Source organism: Salinivibrio sp. EAGSL (assembly GCF_013366455.1).
Classification (GTDB): Bacteria; Pseudomonadota; Gammaproteobacteria; order Enterobacterales; family Vibrionaceae; genus Salinivibrio; species Salinivibrio costicola.
Genome location: NZ_JABWMG010000004.1, coordinates 78,742 through 97,810 on the forward strand (window position 1 = coordinate 78,742; position 19,069 = coordinate 97,810).

General features: G+C 51.3%; 14 protein-coding genes and 1 pseudogene. 7 read left to right on the forward strand and 8 right to left on the reverse strand.

The window, feature by feature from the left end:
• Nucleotides 1–126 precede the first annotated feature (126 nt).
• From cgtA to rplU, 3 genes are all read right to left on the reverse strand, one after another.
• Nucleotides 127–1,290 (reverse strand): Obg family GTPase CgtA, encoded by a 1,164-nt coding sequence (gene cgtA, locus HLG76_RS03625; RefSeq protein ID WP_077459967.1) that lies wholly within the window; start codon nucleotides 1,288–1,290, stop codon nucleotides 127–129.
• A gap of 218 nt (nucleotides 1,291–1,508) precedes the next feature.
• The gene (gene rpmA / locus HLG76_RS03630) at nucleotides 1,509–1,766 is read right to left on the reverse strand and encodes a 50S ribosomal protein L27 (RefSeq protein ID WP_025675203.1); all 258 of its coding nucleotides are present in this window, start codon (nucleotides 1,764–1,766) and stop codon (nucleotides 1,509–1,511) included.
• An 18-nt stretch (nucleotides 1,767–1,784) separates the two neighbouring features.
• On the reverse strand, nucleotides 1,785–2,096 hold the full coding sequence (gene rplU / locus HLG76_RS03635; RefSeq protein ID WP_021023346.1) for a 50S ribosomal protein L21: 312 nt from the start codon (nucleotides 2,094–2,096) through the stop codon (nucleotides 1,785–1,787).
• 361 nt (nucleotides 2,097–2,457) lie between these two features.
• Here rplU and ispB point away from each other — a divergent pair, with 361 nt between their 5' ends.
• Nucleotides 2,458–3,429: an octaprenyl diphosphate synthase gene (gene ispB / locus HLG76_RS03640; RefSeq protein WP_021023345.1), complete on the forward strand. Its 972-nt coding sequence runs from the start codon at nucleotides 2,458–2,460 to the stop codon at nucleotides 3,427–3,429.
• Between the two features lie 164 nt (nucleotides 3,430–3,593).
• On the opposite strand, the gene mdh is transcribed toward ispB, so the two are convergent.
• Complete coding sequence (mdh, locus tag HLG76_RS03645; RefSeq protein ID WP_077660521.1) at nucleotides 3,594–4,532, reverse strand: malate dehydrogenase; 939 nt, start codon at nucleotides 4,530–4,532, stop codon at nucleotides 3,594–3,596.
• A 306-nt stretch (nucleotides 4,533–4,838) separates the two neighbouring features.
• Between mdh and argR the strand changes: the two genes are divergently transcribed.
• The 3 genes from argR (at nucleotide 4,839) to HLG76_RS03660 (ending at nucleotide 8,678) form a co-directional block, all read left to right on the forward strand.
• Nucleotides 4,839–5,309 (forward strand): transcriptional regulator ArgR, encoded by a 471-nt coding sequence (gene argR / locus HLG76_RS03650; RefSeq protein WP_077459970.1) that lies wholly within the window; start codon nucleotides 4,839–4,841, stop codon nucleotides 5,307–5,309.
• A gap of 306 nt (nucleotides 5,310–5,615) precedes the next feature.
• Nucleotides 5,616–8,186 (forward strand): TRAP transporter permease, encoded by a 2,571-nt coding sequence (locus tag HLG76_RS03655; protein WP_175993078.1) that lies wholly within the window; start codon nucleotides 5,616–5,618, stop codon nucleotides 8,184–8,186.
• Nucleotides 8,187–8,246: 60 nt separating this feature from the next.
• A complete protein-coding gene (locus HLG76_RS03660) occupies nucleotides 8,247–8,678 on the forward strand; it encodes a universal stress protein (protein ID WP_021023341.1) in 432 nt (143 codons plus the stop codon).
• A 71-nt stretch (nucleotides 8,679–8,749) separates the two neighbouring features.
• On the opposite strand, the gene HLG76_RS03665 is transcribed toward HLG76_RS03660, so the two are convergent.
• Nucleotides 8,750–9,379 carry a flavin prenyltransferase UbiX gene (locus HLG76_RS03665; RefSeq protein ID WP_077459972.1) on the reverse strand — a complete coding sequence of 210 codons (630 nt, stop codon included), beginning with the start codon at nucleotides 9,377–9,379 and terminating at the stop codon, nucleotides 8,750–8,752.
• A complete protein-coding gene (mpl, locus tag HLG76_RS03670; RefSeq protein ID WP_175993079.1) occupies nucleotides 9,369–10,742 on the reverse strand; it encodes a UDP-N-acetylmuramate:L-alanyl-gamma-D-glutamyl-meso-diaminopimelate ligase in 1,374 nt (457 codons plus the stop codon). The genes HLG76_RS03665 and mpl overlap by 11 nt, the downstream gene beginning before the upstream one ends.
• Before the next feature lie 259 nt (nucleotides 10,743–11,001).
• On the opposite strand from mpl, the gene fbp reads away from it, so the two are divergent.
• Entirely contained in the window at nucleotides 11,002–12,024 is a 1,023-nt protein-coding gene (fbp, locus tag HLG76_RS03675) for a class 1 fructose-bisphosphatase (RefSeq protein WP_077459974.1), read from the forward strand.
• A gap of 128 nt (nucleotides 12,025–12,152) precedes the next feature.
• A complete protein-coding gene (gene ppa, locus HLG76_RS03680; RefSeq protein WP_077459975.1) occupies nucleotides 12,153–12,680 on the forward strand; it encodes an inorganic diphosphatase in 528 nt (175 codons plus the stop codon).
• Between the two features lie 49 nt (nucleotides 12,681–12,729).
• Here ppa and HLG76_RS03685 read toward each other — a convergent pair whose 3' ends face one another.
• Together HLG76_RS03685 and HLG76_RS03690 are read right to left on the reverse strand one after the other, a co-directional pair.
• On the reverse strand, nucleotides 12,730–16,485 hold the full coding sequence (locus tag HLG76_RS03685) for a translocation/assembly module TamB domain-containing protein (RefSeq protein WP_175993080.1): 3,756 nt from the start codon (nucleotides 16,483–16,485) through the stop codon (nucleotides 12,730–12,732).
• An 8-nt stretch (nucleotides 16,486–16,493) separates the two neighbouring features.
• Nucleotides 16,494–18,190: pseudogene (locus HLG76_RS03690) on the reverse strand (autotransporter assembly complex family protein).
• A 169-nt stretch (nucleotides 18,191–18,359) separates the two neighbouring features.
• On the opposite strand from HLG76_RS03690, the gene msrA reads away from it, so the two are divergent.
• Nucleotides 18,360–18,992 carry a peptide-methionine (S)-S-oxide reductase MsrA gene (msrA, locus tag HLG76_RS03695; protein ID WP_241824026.1) on the forward strand — a complete coding sequence of 211 codons (633 nt, stop codon included), beginning with the start codon at nucleotides 18,360–18,362 and terminating at the stop codon, nucleotides 18,990–18,992.
• Nucleotides 18,993–19,069 lie beyond the last annotated feature (77 nt).

Consider the following 19,069-nt stretch of genomic DNA (forward strand, 5'->3'; position numbering starts at 1 on the left):
TCTGCGACGCCTTCAGTATTGGCGATTGGCTCATGCCAGTCTTTGATGCAAATAAAAGTCTCTTCAATTGTTCGCTCAATCACGGACAAAAAAAAGCCGCTGCAATCGGCAGCGGCGTGAGTCTGATTATGGCTTGTAGATGATCTCGACGTCGTAGTCGTCTTCGTTCCAATCATCCCAGTCATCATCGTTATCGTCGTCTTGCTTGAGCTGTTGTTCGTGATGATCATCCCATTTAAAGGCGACGGTTTCATCTTCAGGCTCAACCTCTGGCTTCGGCGCAGGCAGTGCCTCAATCGACGCCATCAGATCATAAATAAGCGGTTGCACATTCGCTTTATTGATCGCCGAAATCGCATAATGCTTATCGTCCCAAGCGAGCGCATCAAGCACACGCTCAATCTGAGCTTGGGCCTCATCTTCCGGCATCAGATCGACTTTATTGAACACCAACCAACGCGGTTTATCGGCAAGTTTCTCACTGTATTGGTTTAGCTCATCAATAATGGTAAACGCATTATCAACCGGATCGGTACCATCAACGGGTAGCAAATCAATCATGTGTAACAACACACGACAGCGCTCAAGGTGTTTTAAGAAGCGAATCCCTAGCCCTGCGCCGTCTGCCGCGCCTTCAATCAAGCCGGGAATATCAGCCACGACAAAGCTTTTGTCTGCGGCGACACGAACCACCCCAAGGCTTGGCACCAAGGTGGTAAATGGGTAGTCAGCCACTTTCGGTTTGGCAGCCGATACCGCACGAATAAAGGTCGATTTACCCGCATTCGGCAAGCCAAGCATGCCAACATCGGCAAGCAGTAATAGCTCCAAACGCAGTGCACGTACTTCACCTTTCGTGCCCATGGTTTTTTGTCGAGGTGCACGATTGACCGAGGACTTAAAGCGTGTATTTCCGAGGCCATGGAAGCCCCCTTTCGCCACCATAACCTGCATACCATGCTCGGTAAGGTCTGCGATCACTTCGCCCGTGTCTTCATCGATTGCGCGCGTCCCCACCGGCACGTTCAAGACGCGATCCTCACCGCGTTTCCCGGTGCAGTTGCCGCCTCGACCATTCTCACCACGTGCCGCGGCATGAAAACGTTCAAATTGATAGTCAATCAGGGTATTCAGGTTTTCGTCGGCAAGCAGGTAAACGTCACCACCATCACCGCCGTCGCCGCCATCTGGGCCCCCTTTAGGCACATACTTTTCACGCCGGAAGCTGACGGTACCATTGCCCCCGTCACCGGCATCGACGCGAATAATCGCTTCATCTACAAACTTCATGCTAACTTCTCCGCACCAGTTATGAATGCCTATGGCGTCTCACAACCAGCCTTATCCCAGATTAGTGAATGGTGATCATATCGATCTTAGGATCATTTTTCAGCGTTGGCCGATTATCTGCGTACCGTGATGAGGCGGTGGCTTGATCGGTGATCCCCAGACACAATAAAAAGCCCCGCCATAAGGCAGGGCTTCAAAAATTCGCGTTGCGTTGAAGCTTATTCAGCTTCGATAGTAACGAATTTACGGTTATGACGACCTTTGGTCTCGAACTTCACTTTGCCGTCTGACAGAGCGAATAGAGTGTGGTCTTTACCGCAACCTACGTTGCTACCTGCGTGGAACTTAGTGCCACGTTGACGCACGATGATGTTACCTGCTAGTACAGACTCACCACCGAAGCGCTTAACACCTAGGCGTTTACTTTCTGAATCGCGGCCGTTTTTAGTGGAACCGCCAGCTTTTTTGTGTGCCATCTCTTCTCTCTCCTACTCTTAAGCGCTGATGCCAGTGATTTTGACTTCAGTGAACCACTGACGGTGGCCCATGTGCTTGCGAGAATGTTTACGACGACGGAACTTAACGATATTCACTTTATCGCCGCGACCGTGAGTAACAACTTCTGCTGTTACGGTTGCACCGCTAACAAAAGGCGCGCCAACTTTAACGTCTTCGCCGTTTGCCACTAGCAATACTTTGTCAAGTTCTACACTTGCGCCAGTTTCAACGTCTAGCTTTTCCAAGCGAATAGTCTGGCCTTCGCTTACTCGGTGTTGCTTACCACCACTTTGGAAAACTGCGTACATGTTTTACTCCGCATTTCCGCACGGCCTGCTGCATTTATGAACAACAAGGGGTGCGCATATAATTCATCAATAGGGCGCGAATTCTACGGTAGAAATTAATTAGAGGCAAGAGGGTAACGCAAGAAAATTGGTGAAAAGCTGCTCAGCATTCATTCCCACACATTTTACCGGTGTGATCGCTATCTCGTCATACGTTATCTGGTGTACCATGTCAGTCTTAATACCCGCTCTAGTGCCGATACTGACGAAAGATCCATCACCGTCTGTACGTATTAGCGATCGTGACTCACACCTTACATGGGGTAAGTTGTGTATCGTTAGCTCGGCAGGCAAGTAACTAGGACAACGCCCGGATATATACATGGATTTCAAATCAATCCAAGCCTTGATCAGTGATGACATGGCGCAGGTCGACCAAAAAATACTCGCTCAGCTCAATTCTGATGTCGCGCTGATTAATCAGCTTGGTTTTTACATCGTTAACAGCGGTGGCAAGCGTTTACGTCCCATGTTGGCCATTTTGGCCGCGCGTGCATTGGGTTACCAAGGTGATAAACACACCACCGCAGCCGCTTTCATTGAGTTTATCCACACTGCCACTTTGCTTCATGATGATGTGGTCGATGAATCCGACTTACGCCGTGGTAATGCCACCGCCAATGCTTTATTTGGCAATGCGGCAAGCGTCTTGGTGGGGGATTATATTTATACGCGTTCATTTCAGATGATGACCAGCTTACGCTCACTGAGAATTCTTGATTTGATGAGTGAAGCGACCAATGTTATTGCCGAAGGTGAGGTGTTGCAGTTAATGAACTGTAACGATCCCGACACCAGTGAAAGCAGTTACATGCAGGTGATCTATTCAAAAACAGCGCGTTTGTTTGAATCTGCGACACAGATAGGGGCGATTCTCAACCAAGCGGATACTGATACGGAAAAAGCCCTGCAAGATTATGGCCGTTACCTGGGGACTGCGTTCCAGCTCATTGATGATGTCATTGACTACACCAGTAAAGATGATGAGATGGGCAAGCAAACCGGTGATGATCTGGCTGAGGGCAAACCGACGCTGCCTTTGCTTCATGCAATGCAGCACGGCAGTGACGCTGAATCGGCGATGATTCGCGACGCGATCGAAAAAGGGAACGGACGCGACAAACTCGACGCTATTTTAGCCTGTATGGACGCCTGTGGCTCGCTCGCTTATACCCGTGAACGCGCAGAGCAAGAAGCGGAAAAAGCGGTCCGTGCCCTCGATAGCCTTTCTGATTCGCCCTACAAACAAGCCTTAGTCGCGCTCGCCAAGTTGGCCGTTGATCGCAATACTTAGTCAACGTAGAACTTAGTCAACGTAGAACTTAGTCAGCACAGAACTTAGGCAACGCAGAGCTTAGTCAGCGCAGACTTCACCGCAGTGATGCCTCGCTATCACGCTTGTGCCTACATGTAAAAAGCGGCGCCCTAATTGGACGCCGCTTTTTTCGTTCTTGCCGTTTATTTTGCGGCGAACTCTTCACCCATTTGGATATCGTTATGCAGGGTGTCTAACATCTTGTCCATCGCTTGCTGTTCAAAGGCGCTCAGCTCACCGATGTCTAAGATTGCCTCGACACCATTTTTACCTAAATGTACAGGCTGCGCGAAAAAGCGTGCGTGTTCACCGCTGCCTTCAACGTACGCACATTCAACCACATTAGCTTCACCTTGCAACGCTCGCACTAAAGACAGGCCAAAACGGCATGCCGCCTGTCCCATGGATAGGGTTGCTGAGCCTCCCCCTGCTTTCGCTTCAACCACTTCCGTCCCTGCGTTTTGAATACGTGGCGTCAGTGACTCCACTTCTTCTTGACTGAAGGTAACGCCTTTAACTTGCGATAATAGTGGCAAGATCGTCACACCTGAGTGGCCACCGATCACGGGAATGGAGACGTCACGAGGATCCATTCCTTTAAGCTCGCCGATGAAAGCTTCAGAACGAATCACATCCAGCGTCGTCACACCAAACAGTTTGTTTTTGTCATAGACGCCTTTCGCTTTTAAGACATCCGCAGCAATCGCTACCGTGGTATTGACTGGATTAGTAATAATACCAACGCAGGCTTTTGGACACACATCGGCGATTTTTTCCGCCAATGACTTAACAATACCTGCATTGACATTGAACAAGTCAGAGCGATCCATGCCCGGCTTACGTGCTACCCCTGCAGAGATCAGCACAACATCGGCCCCTTCTAGCGCCGGGGTTGGATCTTCACCGCTAAACCCTTTAATGCTGACGGGGGTCGGAATATGGCTCAAATCGACGGCCACACCGGGCGTCACCGGTGCGATATCATATAACGCCAAGTCGGAACCGGCTGGCAGGTTATTTTTAAGTAGTAGGGCTAAGGCTTGACCAATGCCTCCCGCAGCGCCAATCACAGCAACTTTCATGTCGTTCTCCTTTCGATATTTCTTATTGTCCGGATCCGGTCCGGCTTCTGTTCGGGCACAAATCGCCCATCAATGGTGCGAACTGTTGCTTCATCATATGCCCGGGTATACCCCCACTCAAGCTTCGGGCGGTGATGATCAGCCTAAGCTCTCATTTTTTCGCTCACCCTCGAAACCGGTGTGCGTTCAAGGCTTAGCCGAGACGTAACAACAGTGATATTGTCGCCATTTTAGGCGCGCAATGATTGCTCCTGATTGCATGTATATGCAAAATAGCTACTCGTTTGTCATTACGAGTCTGCCGTCATGCGTAACTCAGAAAAACAAGACCAATTAGTTCGAGCGTTTAAAGCGATCCTCAAAGAAGAAAAATTCAGTTCTCAAGGCGAAATAGTCGAAGCCCTACGTGCTCAAGGATTTGAGGGCATCAATCAATCGAAAGTCTCGCGCATGTTGACCAAATTCGGCGCTGTACGTACCCGTAACGCCAAAATGGAGATGGTCTATTGCTTGCCGATTGAGCTCGGTGTTCCGACCACTGGCAGCGCGTTGCGCGAGCTGGTGATGGAAATCGACTACAACGAGGCCGTGGTCGTGATTCATACCGGTCCAGGTGCCGCCCAATTAATTGCGCGTCTACTCGACTCACTCGGTAAGGCCGAAGGCATTTTAGGCGCTGTCGCCGGGGACGATACGATCTTTATCACCCCCACCCGAGGTACCAGCACAGAAGCGCTATTTGAAGCGATTTGTGACTTGTTCGAATACCATTATTGATTTTTTTATCAGGCAGCGTGACACCGCTGCCTGTCTGCCTTGTCTCATATTTGAAGCGCCCTCCCTAAGACAAAAGCGATAACATCTTTTTAATTTTTCTGTACCGCTCTGTTACTATCGGTTTTTAGTACTATCTGTTTTTAGCTGCTAACACACTGTCCACGCTTTCGTTGAGGGTCAATGAAAACGCGGGGAGCAGTGAGCTGCAGACTGGCCAATCACCACACCAGTGAAATAGGCCAAGTAGGCTTTTCTCGGGACACTGCCGCCGCATCAGCGGTGCATATGATAATAAGGACAAACTGCATGACGAAGACACATCAACCGTCTCCTGATGTGCAAGACATGGTGGCGCAAGCAGATACGGGTGCGCGCTCACCACATGGACTATCAGGACGTATTCTTTGGCTGGTACCACTTATCTGGTCCCTTTTTCAGCTTTGGTATGCGTCGCCACTTCCCTTTGCGCTCGATTTTGGCGTCCTCAATAATACACAAGCACGCTCACTCCACTTAGCGTTCGCGATGTTTTTGGCCTTCACTGCCTACCCCGCACGTAAAACATCGCCTCGCGACCGTGTACCTCTTCTAGATTGGATTTTTGCCCTTATCGGCAGCCTAGCCGCCGGGTATTTATTCTTATTTTACAATCAACTGGCCGATCGTGCCGGTGCCTATACTGCCTTCGATATTAGTGTTGCCGCGATCGGCATGGTATTGATGCTCGAGGCGACACGACGCGCTTTAGGGCCACCATTAATGGTGGTAGCCGCCGTTTTCTTGTTTTACACCTTTGCTGGCCCCCACATGCCCGATGTCATTGCCCACAAAGGCGCCAGCCTTAATAAGGCGATGTCGCATCTGTGGCTAACCACTGAAGGGGTGTTCGGGGTCGCATTGGGCGTTTCTACCTCATTCGTTTTCCTGTTTGTACTCTTTGGTGCCTTACTCGATCGCGCGGGCGCTGGGGGCTATTTCATCAAAGTGGCGTTCTCTTTACTGGGCCACATGCGCGGCGGTCCCGCGAAAGCCGCAGTGGTCGCCTCGGGCCTGTCCGGGTTAGTCTCAGGCTCCTCGATTGCTAACGTGGTGACCACCGGCACCTTTACCATTCCACTGATGAAGCGGGTCGGTTTCCCAAGCCACAAAGCGGGGGCAGTAGAAGTGGCCGCGTCCACCAACGGTCAGCTCACACCGCCGATAATGGGGGCCGCCGCCTTCTTGATGGTGGAGTACGTAGGGATTTCTTATGTCGAAGTGATCAAAGCTGCCCTGCTCCCGGCGTTGATTTCCTACATTGCGCTGATTTACATCGTCCATTTGGAAGCTTGTAAAGCGGGTATGGAAGGCTTGCCGCGCCGCCACTCTAGTACGGTATTGCAAAAGCTCTTTTCCTTTATGACGGTATTTGTTGGGCTATTAGTGCTCAGCGCAGCGGTCTATTACGGCATTGGCTGGACCAAGGACGTATTTGGCGTCATGGCCACCGTGGTGATCGGCATACTGACCCTAATTGCGTATGTTCTTCTGGTGCGCTATTCCGCCCGCTACAAGTCTGAAGCCGCCGAAGATCCAGCGGCCACGGATTTATCAGAGGTGCCAGAGCCAGGCCCTACCGTTCGCTCCGGGTTGTATTACTTGCTGCCAATTGGCGTGCTGGTTTGGTGTTTGACCGTCGAGCGTTTTTCACCCGGCCTATCGGCGTTCTGGGCAACTATCTTTATGATTTTTATCATAGTGACCCAGCGTCCACTGATCGCCTACTTTAATCAACGCACCAACTTCAAAGAAGAAATTCGAGAAGGGGGCGTTGATCTGCTCGAAGCCTTTGTCACTGGCGCGCGCAACATGATTGGCATCGGTGTCGCCACGGCGGCTGCCGGGATCGTTGTCGGCACCGTGACTCTAACCGGCATTGGTTTGGTCATGACTGATTTTGTCGAGCTAATTTCTGGCGGTAATATCTTCTTGATGTTGCTCTTTACGGCAGTGATCAGCTTACTGTTAGGCATGGGGCTACCGACCACGGCAAACTATATTGTGGTTTCTACACTGATGGCCCCTGTCATTGTGACCTTGGGGGCACAACAAGGGCTGATTATTCCGCTTATTGCCGTGCACCTTTTTGTGTTCTACTTCGGGATTCTCGCCGATGACACGCCACCGGTCGGTCTCGCCGCTTTCGCGGCCGCGGCCATTGCTAAATCGGATCCGATTCGTACCGGTGTACAAGGCTTTACCTACGATATTCGTACCGCCATTTTACCTTTCATGTTTATCTTCAACACTCAGTTGTTGTTGCTCGACCTCGACGGTCCTTTCCACCTGATATTGACCATTATTTCCGCGACCATTGCGATGCTGGCTTTCTCTGCCGCAACCCAAGGGTGGTGGATGACCAAAAATAAATGGTGGGAAACCGTGTTGCTGTTGCTTATCACCTTCTCTCTATTTCGACCTGGTTTTTGGTGGGATGAAGTCTATCCACCCACCACCAGCTATCCAGGAACAGAAATTATGCGCGTAGCCGAGCAACTGCCTGACGGAAAACCGCTGCAACTGGTTGTGGAAGGGGAAGACTTCTTTGGCGATCAGATTTCCAAACATGTGGTTTTGTCGGTAGATAGTCGCCTCGAAAGCGGCGATGCACGGGTACGTGATACCGGTTTGATACTGCGCGAAGAGGATGACTCATTACTGGTTGATAGAGTCCAATTTGGAAGCGATGCCGATAAGGCGGGGATCGACTTTGATTGGCAAATTAAAACCGTCACGGTGGATAACATCCGCCCGTGGAAAGAATGGGTTTTTGTGCCGACACTATTACTCTTGGCATTGCTAGGCTGGAATCAACGCCGTCGCATCCGCCAAGCCTAATGACAGGGGGTACGTGCGCGGCGCGTGCCCTTTTCTTTTTTGATAGCAAAGGATATCGCTATGTATAAACACATTCTGGTTCCGGTCGATTTAAATGATGAGAGCTTCGCGGATAAAGCGGTCGATCACGCTGCATGGCTGGCCAGTCAATCCGGCGCTAAGCTCCACCTTCTGACAGTCTTGCCGGGGATTCATAATTCCATGGTCGCCTCTTACTTCCCTGAAGAAGCTGCCAATAAAATGAAACGCGATATGAAGCGAAATCTGCAAGGATTTGCGGATAAATATGTTCCGAAAAACGTGGCCTGCCAGGTGTCTGTTGAAGAAGGCAAGCCTTACAAAGGGATTATCAAAACCGCCGAGCGCTTAGGGTGCGACTTGATCGTCATGCCAAGTCATAAGCGTTCTCGCGTCAACAAGATGATGTTAGGATCGGTGGCCGCGAAAGTCCTTGAAGGCGCCACCATGCATGTGATGGTACTCAAACCTTAGCCGATATCTGGCTGCTCGTTTAGGGCCACCCTCGTAAAGTGAAGGTTCAGGCCTTGCCTGAACCTGATTGATTATGCTTTATCGCGAGGGCGTTGATCATACCCCCAGCGCGGCACCAAGGTTTGCGCCGCCCCTAAGTGGTCGAGAATGCGCGCCACCATAAAATCGACCAAGTCGTCAATAGACTGGGGTTGGTGATAAAAACCCGGCGCAGCAGGCATAATAGTGACGCCCATCTGCGATAGCTTGTGCATGTTTTCTAAATGCAGCGTTGAAAACGGCGTCTCGCGAACGACCAGTAACAATTGCCCCCGTTCTTTGAGCACCACATCCGCCGCCCGTTCAATCAAGTTATCGGATAGACCATGGGCAATCGAAGACAAGGATCCGGCCGAGCAGGGACAGACAACCATTTTCTTCGGCGCTGCCGAGCCCGAGGCGACCGGCGAAAACCAATCTTCTTTACCGCAAACGATCAGTTTATTGCTATCACATTGCAGATGTTCGGCTAATATTTTCTGTGCCGCTTGCGGGCCTGACGGGAGTTTCAACCCGTGTTCGGTCGCCAGCACCACGCGAGCGGCCGAGGATATCAGTAAAAAGACCTGATAATCTTGCGCAAGCAGGCACTCCAGTAACCGTAGGCCGTATGGCGCGCCTGACGCTCCTGTCCATGCCAGCGTGATACGCTTATCCGTCATGCTTTTCTCCTTTGTGACTCAACGCACTGAGCAACTTATCGTGAATACCACCAAAACCCCCATTACTCATGATCAACACGGTATCGCCCGGCAAGGCTTGCTCACACAACGCGACAACCAGTGTGCCTATATCAGTGTGAATTTGCGTAGGTTGAGCACAACGATCCGCCACCGCATCGAGCGACCAATCGAGCCCTTGAGGCTGATATAAAAACACACTGTCCGCACTCGCCAACGACGCGGCTAGCGTGTCTTTATGGACCCCTTGTTTCATGGTGTTCGAGCGCGGTTCTAATACGGCGAGAATACGCCCTGCGCCGACCTTGGCTCGCAAGCCCTCCAAGGTCAGTCGAATAGCGGTCGGATGATGGGCAAAATCGTCATATACCGTGACGCCAGCCCGCTCGCCACGCCACTCAAGCCGACGCTTAGTATTGATAAATCTCTCGAGCGATTGACAAGCCAGGCCCGGGGTCACTCCCACATGACGCGCCGCTGATAACGCCATCAAGGCATTACGCACGTTATGATCACCGACCAAATCCCAGCTAACCGATCCCACGAGATCACCGGCAAAGTACACATCAAATTGGCTGCCAGCTGCGTCTTTTTTCACGCTTTGCCACTGGCCATCAGGCCCCGCATACACACACTCACTCCAACACCCCATTGCGAGTGTTTCAGCTACGTTGGGATCATCGGACGGCGCAATAATCTGGCCAATCCCAGGTACGGTGCGTATCACATGATGGAATTGCTTTTGGATCGCGGCCAGATCATCAAAAATGTCGGCATGATCGAACTCAAGGTTGTTAATAACCAAGGTTTTCGGTTGGTAGTGAATAAACTTGGAGCGCTTATCAAAAAATGCACTGTCGTATTCATCGGCCTCGACCACAAAAAACGGGCTATCCCCCAAACGGGCTGACGCATTAAAATTGCTGGCCACGCCACCGATTAAAAATCCAGGCTGATAACCACAGTCTTCTAAAATCCACGCCAGCATGCTGGCGGTGGTGGTTTTTCCGTGTGTCCCTGAAACCGCTAACACCCAGCAGTCTTGGAGTAAAAAATCATGCAGCCATTGCGGACCAGACGTGTAAGGCAAACCTTGATTGAGTACGGCTTCAACACAGGGATTCCCGCGGCTCATGGCATTACCAATCACCACTAAATCCGGCTTAGGTGTAAGCTGCGCAGGATCATAGCCTTCAATGATAGCAACCCCTTGGGATTCGAGTAAGGTACTCATTGGGGGATAAACCTGGCTATCTGAGCCTGTCACTTTGTGCCCCAATTGTTTTGCCAGCATGGCGGCTCCACCCATAAAGGTGCCGCAAATGCCTAAAATATGAATATGCATGGCCTTCACTGTATTGTTGGTTACCCAGCCGTTGGACGCGGGCCATTATTATGCCTTGGATTAACGCTTGGGTCTTATCGCTTGCGCGCATATGACATGGTTTTTTATGTCGCGATCACACTTCCCTGGCCTCATCCATTTCTTCAGTACGATTAAAAAGTCACGAGCGCTAGAATGACAACGATTTCAAGAGGCAGACCACTGCCCACTTAAATGCCATTGAATTAGAAAGACAGTTCATCATCACTAAGGATTGAGAATGCCCGACATTAAGACCCTCGGCGAATATATTGTTGAGAAGCAACACGCGTTCCCGCATGCCAGCGGCGACTTATCTTCTTTGCTTGCCTCGATTCGTCTCGCCGCCAAAATTGTCAACCGTGAGATCAACAAAGCGGGCTTGGTCGACATCGCCGGCGCTATCGGCACAGAAAACGCACAAGGTGAAGAACAACAAAAGCTCGACGTTTACGCCAACGAAAAGTTTAAAGCTGCGATGGAGGCTCGCGACCACGTTTGCGGTGTCGCGAGTGAGGAAGAAGATGAAGCGGTCATCTTCAACAAGCAACTGAATCGTAACGCTAAATATGTGGTATTGATTGACCCGCTTGATGGCTCATCAAACATTGATGTCAATGTCTCCGTCGGCACCATTTTCTCCATTTATCACCGTGTTTCACCGGTCGGCACCCCCCCTACCGAAGACGACTTCCTGCAACCGGGTCATCGCCAAGTGGCTGCCGGCTATATCATTTACGGCTCATCCACCATGTTGGTTTACACCACAGGTGATGGTGTGCATGGTTTTACCTATGATCCATCGCTGGGTCTGTTTTGCCTCTCTCACGAGAATATGACCGTTCCTAAAGAGGGAACGATTTACTCGATTAACGAAGGCAACTACATCAAGTTCCCGCAGGGCGTCAAAAAATACATCAAATACTGTCAAGAAAACGTCCCTGACGAGAAACGGCCGTATACGTCACGCTACATTGGCTCTTTGGTGGCCGATTTTCACCGTAATCTGCTAAAAGGTGGCATTTACTTGTACCCGAGTACCCTAGCTTATCCAAATGGTAAATTGCGGTTGCTGTATGAGTGCAACCCCATGGCGTTTATTATCGAACAGGCCGGCGGTAAAGCCACGGATGGGATGCAGCGAGTGATGGACATTGAACCCAAAGAACTTCATCAGCGCGTTCCCTTCTTCGTTGGCTCTAGTAATATGGTGGATAAAGTCGGCGAATACCTGGAAACCTATCCTGATCATGAAGACAATTAACGCGTATTAGCAAAAAGAATGCCGCGCTTTTTTATGATGACGAGGCGACCTGGTAGGTCGCCTCTGTTATTTTCACGCTTGGCGGTTATAATTGGCACACACTGTTTGATTTAACAAAAGGACATTCCATGAGCCTGAACCAGGTCCCTGCGGGCAAAGATCTGCCTGAAGATATTTATGTGGTGATTGAGATCCCAGCGAACGCTGATCCAATCAAGTACGAAGTGGACAAAGATAGCGGTGCGGTATTCGTCGATCGCTTTATGTCTACCCCAATGTTTTACCCATGTAACTATGGTTATGTAAACCATACTTTGTCACTTGACGGTGACCCGGTAGACGTACTGGTTCCAACCCCATTCCCTCTCGTACCCGGTTCAGTAATCCGCTGCCGTCCAGTGGGTGTGCTAAAAATGACCGATGAGTCTGGTGAAGATGCCAAAGTTGTCGCAGTGCCTCATAGCAAGCTGACCAAAGAGTACGATCACGTGAAAGACGTGAACGATCTGCCTGAGCTACTCAAAGCACAGATCACGCATTTCTTCGAGCGTTACAAAGAGCTTGAAGCCGGCAAGTGGGTCAAAGTCGATGGCTGGGCCGATGCACAAGCCGCAAAAGACGAAATCCTGTCTTCTTTTGAGCGCGCACAGAAATAATCGAGCGTGTAACTGAGACAGCAAAGGCCCGCTCTATCAGCGGGCTTTTTTATTTAATCTCAAACTGATAAAGCACATCGACCGCTTGGTCAACACCCGACACCGCTTCTAGGTAAAGGTCTTTCATTAAACGATAGCGCACAGTAAATACCCCAATCGCATCAAAGATCCCGACCCCATATTTCACTTCCAAATCCGGTAAAATATAGCCTGACACTTCGACCTTTTGTTCGTCGCCGGCACCCGCGGTATCTAAGGTGAGATCCTCAACACCAAAGGCTTGGCCGATCTCTCCTACCAATTTTCCGCTTTGCGCTAACCCAATACCAATCAGCATCGAGGTCATATTGGCATCGCCGGCGCCAGCATCCAGCGCTCGGCCACGCAATAGATAAGATAAGGCATTCGCCTGCGAGCCAGCCGGATCCATAAATATATCCGCAACCGGATCATCGGCCGGGCCACTCAAGCGAATACCTGCGATCACATCCCCCTCTATTCGCTCTGGGTTACGAATCGCTTCCACTTGCAGGTAGGGTTGGTCGGCGGGGCCATTAAACAAGATTTCCCCTTTGCGGATAATCAAGTCTTGCCCGAACGAGCGATACGTTCCGTCCAGTAAGCTGACATTCCCGACAATTAATACACCTTGCGGGTTGTTTTTGATATTCAGTTCACCGGATAAGCGCGACTTTAAACCAAAGGCTGCGAGACTAACGTCATCCCCCAGCGCTAACTTTACATCGGTGACTAGGTTAAACGGCATCGGCTCGTCTTGTTCTGCACTTTTTGGCGTATAGTCTTGGTTTAACAGCACCGTATCGTCTGACACCGTCACCGCTGACGCAGGTAAATTTTCGACTTCTATCCGTCCCCAAGGCACATGAATATCACCACGAATCGCGACCTGGTCAGGCGTCGCAGAGACGGTAAGATCTGGCGCGACATCGAGCTTTACCATTGGGGGAAGGTTAACACGTAACGTATCACCCGATACATTCAAGCCAAATTGCCAATCATCAATGCGGGGCCATTGGCCATCGCCTTTTAGTGTTAGCGGACCCTCAGGCGTGATTAACTGCCCATCCAGTTGCCCTTGTTGCCCATCAACCGTCAGAGCCAATTGCCCGTTATCTACATCCACCGGTGACGATAAGCCTTTCATCCGCAGCCCACTGACCGTCATGCCGCCATACACTTGCGGTAACGTTAGTGGGCCTTCAAGACGTAAATTCGCATTCACTTCACCATTCATATCCGCTTGTTTATCGTTTCCGAGCAAGGGCTCAAGCTTGGCCAACTGCACAGCAGTCACGATAAGATCGCCAGTAATCGTAGGTGTAGGGGCCAATAAATCGGTTAGGGTGAACCCAGACGCAAGGGTGCCACCATCATCCAACGTCAGAGCAAGCGCTCCTTGTAATTGGTCATTGTGCCAGCGTGCATCCATGTTCGCGTGTTGCCAGTCAATGACCAGTGGCCTCTCTGTTTGCTGACGCAGTGTACCGTCGGTGATATCAATCGAGGCGCGTACATCTGGCGAGGCGTCAGGCTGCCATCGAGCGTGAACGGCTGCATTGGCACGTGTTTCAACGTGCCATTCCGGCGGCATGAACGCCGCAATTTGCTTCGCATCAAACCCTTCAATATTGGCAACGACCTCTCCTTGCTCACCAATATAGGCCGGTTGTGATAAGCATAAAGAAGTGGCTTGCCACTGCCAGCAATGCTCGCCGACCTGGGTTTGCTTATCGGCGAAAGTAAACGCAATGGGCGCCGCGGTTTGCTGCACGATGTCGCCAATGTCTTCTACATTCACCCGCGTATCGAGCAGTTGCCCTTGCCAACCGGACTCGCGCGCCAACGCACCTTGAATACGTAGCACGCCAGAGGCAGGGACGCCTTGCCAGCGTAAATCCAGCTGATGCTCGGCTTCATCACCGCGGACGGTAAGATCTAAGCTCTCTAAACGCAGCGTTTGATAGCGCCCTCCCAGTACAGACACATTCAGGTTGCCACCTAAGGTATCCTTGAAGGCCAGCGCGCCGTCTAAGGTAAGCTGATTGATGCGAAGATCTTGCCAGCGCAACTGCTTGGCATCGACGGCCAGTTTGGCATCGGGATGGGCAAAGGGCCCGCTCAGACGCGCATCGCCACGAATCACACCAGTTAACATCGGTAATGATTGAGACAGGTCAGCAATATCCACCGATAGCCCCATTTGCCACTCGTCACGCACTTGTCCTTGTGCAGTAATACGGTTAGGGCCGTGGGAAAACGTCAGACCGGAGGTAGAAACGCTAGGTTGTCCATCGCCATCACGATCATGGGCATTGAGCGCGCCAGATACCAAAAGGGGGAGTTGCTGAAGCTCACCATGAATAACCAAGGTTGGCATAGATACATCCCAACCACCCTGTGGCGTTAAGCGCCCACGATGACTCACGGCGCCGGTGAGATCACCATTCACTTCAGGCCATTGCCGCTGAGGCTGAATATGGGCAAAGCCTAACTCGGCTTGCCAAAAAGGCACGCTGGACCAATCCACGCTGGCGCGCCCAGCAACAGTACCACCGAGTGTTTGTGCCTCAAATTGCGAGAGCTTGAGCGCCGAGAGGCTACCTTGCCCGGCAAGGTTTAGTTGTGTTTTCGGCACCTCAGGACCGTCGACGTCACTTTGTAGCCCCAGCTGATAGTCAGATAAGTCACCATCGGCGTGAAAGTGTAGCTCGCGTAATGCCGCGATCGCTTTCCCCGTCAGCGGCCACGCCAATGCCTCGCTATCCAATTGCACGGCAAAAGGTAAGTTCGGTGCCAGCACGTTTGCTTCTCCCTCAAGCGTCGCCGTCACCGGGCCGCGCGCGCTCGCGTTTAGCTTAAGCGCGGCAAGACTTCCTGAGGCCGACAGCGATAAAGCTTGGCCTTGGAGCGATGCCAAGTTCGTGGTCAACTGTGTTTCTAAGGTCAGTGGGTACTCACCTTCCAACAGAATATCGCCAGAAAGCTTAGCCGTGCCCTGAGGGGCGGCCACCGAAAAATGGTCAATCGTCACCGCACTGCCTTTGACGGCGCCGACGAGATCTAACGAAGAAAAAGTATGTACTGTACCGGCGTCAATACGAGTATCGCGTAGGCTAAATTGCTCAACATTGATATTTAGCGGCACATGAATAGACGGCAAGCGGAGCCCTGGATAATGAAAAGGGGCACTCGAGGCGTCGCTATCAGGTTTACCAACCGCACGGTCGGTATTTTCTTGATCACTGTCGTTGGTGGGCAGGGTAACCACCAGCTGCTGCCACTTTGTGGGCGATAAGGTTAATGTGTCTCCCTCGACATGCACACCGCCTTGAAGCTGCTGCCAGTCAATCGCCTGTCCCGCCACCTGAATCGCCACATCATTGAATGCAAACGCGTTAATATGTATCGGTAGCGGCGATTGGATCCTCGCGGTAGACGGCTCGGCGGCGGTGTTGTCATCGCTTGGCGGGAAATTAAGCGCAAGCGTTACCCCTTCAGCCGCCAGTTGTTCGACACAGATTGATGGGGTAAGTAAGCACTTACCTTTTATCTCAATCCCCAGCTTATTAGCGGCCAATTGGATTTGCTCATCCTGATATTGCAGACCACGAAGTTCAAAGCCGGTCAGCAAAGTGCCCTCGGCTTGTTCAAGCGATAATGCAGGTATAGCTTTCTGTGCCCCCCACACTCCAACTTGTAACCCGATCGGCGTAAATAAGGTGGTGGACACCAAACCTACCAGCGCAAATATCGTGATTAATAGAATCAAAGTTAATCTAACCAACCACCGGCTCATAATTCAGGCCCCAACGTCAGGTGCACACGAAAGTCGTCATCGTCATTATCAAAACCATGGGCGACATCAAGGCGAATCGGGCCCACCGGTGATGACCAACGAATGCCTGTCCCGGCCGCGCGCTTCCATGACAAATGGTTGGTCCACGCATCGCCGCCGTCAGCAAACACCGCCCACCACCAATTGCCACCAAGACGATACTGATATTCTAAAGTCCCGGTTAACATATAGCGTGCACCACTTAACTGACCGCTGTCATCGACAGGCGAGACGGTTTCATAGCCATAACCACGAATGCTGTTATCCCCCCCAGCGAAAAAGCGTAATGATGGTGGTGCTTCACGAAACTCCTCGGAAATCAGGGCGCCACCATGACCCGGAGTAAGCCACGATGATTCTTATTTAAACTGCGAATCCAAGCACTACGACCTTGAAGTCGCAGCAAGCTAATATCCGACAGCCACGCGGGATCGGCTGCCTCCAGCGTCAGTGATTGCTTGTCTCCCCAATGCGGCATCAGACCACCACGCACGCGCGTTCGGGTAACGTTGACGCCCGGCAGCACCACGCTGACGATATCTTCATCTTGCCCTTGGCTATAGTTTTCGTACAGCCAGCGCAGCGATACACTGCGCTGCCAGCCGGTATCATAAAGCCAGTGTCGGGAGACAGAGGTCGTCGCTTCAAAACTGGTGGTATCGCGTTGGTCTGTATTTTTTAACCCCAGCTGAACTTGATAATATTCCCGTGAAACATCGTCAAGCGGCACTTTATAGGTAGAAGTAAGGGTTTGCTCTGGCTGAGAAACCGCCAGTGATGTGCTCAGGCTATGCCCCCTTGAATTATACCAAGGCTTACGCCAATTAAGCTTAAGACGCGGACCAATGTCGGTGGAATACCCCACCCCAGTTTCAAACTTGTTGCGCGCTTCCGGGGTCAACGTCACCTTGATCGGCACTTCATTGTCCTCGGCGTCTTCCATATCCGCTTGGACTAATGCACTGGCAAACCAGCCCGTATTTGCTAACGCTTGGTTAAACTCGCCTAAGTCAGTAACTTGATAGAGATCACCTGGTGAAAAATCTCGCAGTGTATCAAGTCGCTTATGCTGGATTTGCGAGCCTTGATAATCGATCGCACCAAAATGATAACGCTTGCCACTGGCAAAATGCAGACGAATAAAGGCTTGCTGGCGGTCAGGCGCAACTTCGAGCCGGGCTTGCGTAAAACGACCATCAAAATAGCCCTTTTTCACGGCTAAGCTCTGGATCTGACTTTTGAGTGACTCATAATCACTGTGATTGAGCCGATGACCAGGTTGCGGTCCTTTCGCTTTAAGCGAATGAAAGTCATCATCCATCGCAGCTTCACCGGAAAAGACGACATCGACTTGCGCCACGTTGACCGGGGGGCCAGGCTTAACGGAGACAACCAGGGTATCGCCCTCTGGCTCGTTCAGCGTGATTTTTGGCTGATAGTAGCCTACTGCCTGGAGTGCTTGTCGGACATCGCGCTCGACACGCGCCTTAAACCGATACGACCCATCGCGTTCTTCGGGCGCGATCGCCGCCAAATAGGTTGCTACATTTTGTTGCGCCTCCCCCTCGAGTCCTTGGAGCTCAACGTCGAGGCTCGCGCGTACCCAGCTAGGTAGCAGTAAAAAAGCGATCGCAATAAGGGAGAGTTTACGTATCTTCATGCAATGAGAACCATTACTAGGGTGCCGCTCAACAAAATTGATGATATCTTGCCATATTACGCGTTGAGCTGGGCTTGATGCTAGCGCCATTCACATCAGTCCACACCCAAAGCGGTTTCATACAACACATAACGCTTTTCATCACAGCAGTAAAAGGATGCCTATGTCGATGCAATCTTCGTTCAGCCAACCCGATAATGCGATTGCGGATCGTGCTGATGCCATCACGCCCACCGAGCCACATGCCGTATTTGGGCAACCTATCACAACGGCCCCAGCGAACGGTCAGAAACAGGTCATTTTAGGGATGGGCTGTTTTTGGGGAGCGGAACGCAAACTCTGGCAACAACCAGGTGTAGTCATGACCTCTGTTGGCTACTGCGGTGGGGTAACACAACACCCGCGCTATCAAGATGTCTGTACGGGTCAAACAGGCCACGCCGAAGTGGTTAATGTCATTTTTGACCCGAGTGTCACCAGTCTGGACGCTTTATTGACGATCTTTTGGGAAAACCACGATCCAACTCAAGGGTTGCGCCAAGGTAATGACGTGGGCCCACAGTACCGTTCAGCCATTTATTACTGTGATCCTGCCGATCGCGCGACGGTAGAAGCCAGCTTTGCCGCCTATCAAGCCGCTTTAAAAGCAGCGGGCAAGTCGGATGCCGTCACCACAGAGATCGCCCCCGCAGGTACTTATTTCTTAGCAGAAACAGACCATCAGCAGTATCTGCACAAAAATCCCCAAGGCTACTGCGGCTTGGGTGGCACCGGCGTTTGCTTCCCGCCACAATAGTCTGAAGGCACGCAAAAGTCTGATGACACGCAAACTCAGAGATAAAAAAACACGTCATTAGACGTGTTTTTTCTGCA

What these genes read in the sequence shown, in the direction of transcription:
- cgtA (WP_077459967.1), bottom strand. Translation starts at nt 1,290, where the DNA reads ATGAAGTTTGTAGATGAAGCGATTATTCGCGTCGATGCCGGTGACGGG.
- rpmA (WP_025675203.1), bottom strand. Translation starts at nt 1,766, where the DNA reads ATGGCACACAAAAAAGCTGGCGGTTCCACTAAAAACGGCCGCGATTCA.
- rplU (WP_021023346.1), bottom strand. Translation starts at nt 2,096, where the DNA reads ATGTACGCAGTTTTCCAAAGTGGTGGTAAGCAACACCGAGTAAGCGAA.
- ispB (WP_021023345.1), top strand. Translation starts at nt 2,458, where the DNA reads ATGGATTTCAAATCAATCCAAGCCTTGATCAGTGATGACATGGCGCAG.
- mdh (WP_077660521.1), bottom strand. Translation starts at nt 4,532, where the DNA reads ATGAAAGTTGCTGTGATTGGCGCTGCGGGAGGCATTGGTCAAGCCTTA.
- argR (WP_077459970.1), top strand. Translation starts at nt 4,839, where the DNA reads ATGCGTAACTCAGAAAAACAAGACCAATTAGTTCGAGCGTTTAAAGCG.
- HLG76_RS03655 (WP_175993078.1), top strand. Translation starts at nt 5,616, where the DNA reads ATGACGAAGACACATCAACCGTCTCCTGATGTGCAAGACATGGTGGCG.
- HLG76_RS03660 (WP_021023341.1), top strand. Translation starts at nt 8,247, where the DNA reads ATGTATAAACACATTCTGGTTCCGGTCGATTTAAATGATGAGAGCTTC.
- HLG76_RS03665 (WP_077459972.1), bottom strand. Translation starts at nt 9,379, where the DNA reads ATGACGGATAAGCGTATCACGCTGGCATGGACAGGAGCGTCAGGCGCG.
- mpl (WP_175993079.1), bottom strand. Translation starts at nt 10,742, where the DNA reads ATGCATATTCATATTTTAGGCATTTGCGGCACCTTTATGGGTGGAGCC.
- fbp (WP_077459974.1), top strand. Translation starts at nt 11,002, where the DNA reads ATGCCCGACATTAAGACCCTCGGCGAATATATTGTTGAGAAGCAACAC.
- ppa (WP_077459975.1), top strand. Translation starts at nt 12,153, where the DNA reads ATGAGCCTGAACCAGGTCCCTGCGGGCAAAGATCTGCCTGAAGATATT.
- msrA (WP_241824026.1), top strand. Translation starts at nt 18,360, where the DNA reads ATGTCGATGCAATCTTCGTTCAGCCAACCCGATAATGCGATTGCGGAT.